General features: G+C 66.8%; 2 protein-coding genes. One reads left to right on the top strand and one right to left on the bottom strand.

All coding sequences use genetic code 11. From position 1 onward, the window contains the following. On the bottom strand, positions 1 to 651 hold a 651-nt coding region (locus I71_RS21260; RefSeq protein WP_042697759.1), incomplete at its 3' end, for an FAD-binding oxidoreductase. A 167-nt stretch (positions 652 to 818) separates the two neighbouring features. Here I71_RS21260 and I71_RS21255 point away from each other — a divergent pair. After that, positions 819 to 2,053: glutamine synthetase family protein (locus I71_RS21255; protein ID WP_042697756.1), on the top strand; the 1,235-nt coding region annotated here is incomplete at its 3' end.

Raw genomic sequence — 2,053 nt, 5'->3', positions numbered from 1 at the left:
CGCCCCGCTGTCCATGGCGAGGACGCGGCTGTTCTCGAAGATGCGCACCCCGGCGGCATCGGCGGCGCGGGCGAGTCCCAGCGCATAGTTCAGCGGGTGCAGATGGCCGCTGCCCCCGTCCAGCAGGCCGCCGATATAGGCGTCGCTGCCGACATGGGCGCGGATGCCGGCGCGGTCCAACCGGTGAACCCGGTCATAGCCATACCCCTCGCGCATCTCGCGCTCCAGCGCCGCCACATCCTGCATGTGGCGCGGCTTCAGCGCGGCGTAGGCGAAGCCCCAGGTCAGGTCGCAGGCGATGGCGTGCCGCTCCACCCGCCCGGCCAGCTGCGCTTTGGCCTCCTCGCCGAACTCCCACAGGCGGCGGGCATCCTCCGTGCCGACCCAGCTTTCGATGGCCGCCATCGGCTTGTTGTAGCCGGTGATGATCTGGCCGCCATTGCGGCCCGAGGCCCCCCAACCACACTGTTCCGCCTCCAGCAGCACGACCTCGAAGCCGCGCTCCGCCAGTTCCAGCGCCGCGGTCAGGCCGGTGTAGCCGCCGCCGACGATGCAGACATCGCAGGCGACCTCGCCATCGAGGGCGGGGCGGTCGGCGCGGGGGGCGGCGGAGGCCGCGTACCAGCTGTTCAGGTATGAGGCTTTCGGCATGGCCGCAGTTAAGTCCCAGCCGATGGGGGAGGTCAACGGAAAGGCGGATATTTCACCAAAGCATCATGCTGAACCCTCTGGCGCGGCCTGCTGGAACGGCGTCATAGTGTCGCTGTCGTTCACAGCACGGAGGGGGCTGCCATCGATCGGGGCGGTCCGCCATACCCATGGGTTTCATGGAAGACTTCATCAAGAAGAACCGTATTACCGAAGTCGAATGCCTGGTGCCCGACATGTCGGGCATCGCGCGGGGAAAGATCGTCCCCGCCGAGAAATTCCTCCGCATCCTGCGCGACCGCGGCCTGCGCCTGCCCGAGGCGATCTTCGTCCAGACCGTGACCGGTGAATTCCCCGAGGACGAGGACATCACATCGGACGAGAATTCGGACATCTACATGATCCCGGACGAACGCACGATCCGCTTCGTCCCCTGGTACACCGAGCCGACGGCCCAGGTCATCACCGACTGCGTCTATGCCGATGGCAAGCCGGTCGACGTGTCGCCGCGCCATGTGCTGAAGCGCGTGCTGTCCCTCTACGAGGAGCGCGGCTGGAAGCCGCTGGTGGCGCCGGAGCTGGAATTCTTCCTGGTCCAGGTCAACAAGGATCCCGATTACCCGCTGGTGCCGCCGGTCGGGCGCAACGGCCGGATGGAAAGCGGCCGGCAGGCCTTCGGTATCGACGCCGTCAACGAATTCGACCCGATCTTCGAGGCGGTCTATGATTTCTGCGAGAAGCAGGACATCGACATCGACACGCTGACCCACGAGGCCGGCGCCGCCCAGATCGAGATCAACTTCAACCACGGCGACGCGCTGGAACTCGCCGACCAGGCCTTCCTGTTCAAGCGCACGGCGCGCGAGGCGGCGATCCGCCATCAGGTCTACGCCACCTTCATGGCGAAGCCGATGCAGGGCGAACCCGGCAGCGCCATGCACATCCACCAGTCGGTGGTCGATGCCGACAGCGGGCACAACCTGTTCGCCAACCCCGATGGCACCGACAGCGCCCTGTTCCTGTCGCACATCGCCGGGCTGCAGAAATATCTGCCCTACGTGATGCCGCTGCTGGCGCCGAACGTCAACAGCTACCGCCGGCTGGTGCCGAACTCCGACGCGCCGATCAACGTGCATTGGGGGCGCGACAACCGCACCACGGGCCTGCGCGTGCCGGTGTCCCAGCCCGACGCCCGCCGGGTGGAAAACCGGGTGGCCGGCGCCGATGCCAACCCCTATCTCGCCATCGCCGCGTCCCTGGCCTGTGGCTATATCGGCATGGCACAGGGGCTGGAGCCGAACGACCCGATCAAGGGTTCGGCCTATCGCCTCGCCTTCACCCTGCCGCGCCCACAGTCCGAAGCGCTGACCAAGTTCAACGCCTGCAAGCCGCTGAAGGAAATCCT

Origin of the sequence: Azospirillum sp. B506 (assembly GCF_000333595.1) — a bacterium.
Taxonomy (GTDB): Bacteria; Pseudomonadota; Alphaproteobacteria; order Azospirillales; family Azospirillaceae; genus Azospirillum.
The sequence above is the reverse complement of the archived record's forward strand: the minus strand, read 5'-3'. Positions and strand labels throughout refer to the sequence as shown.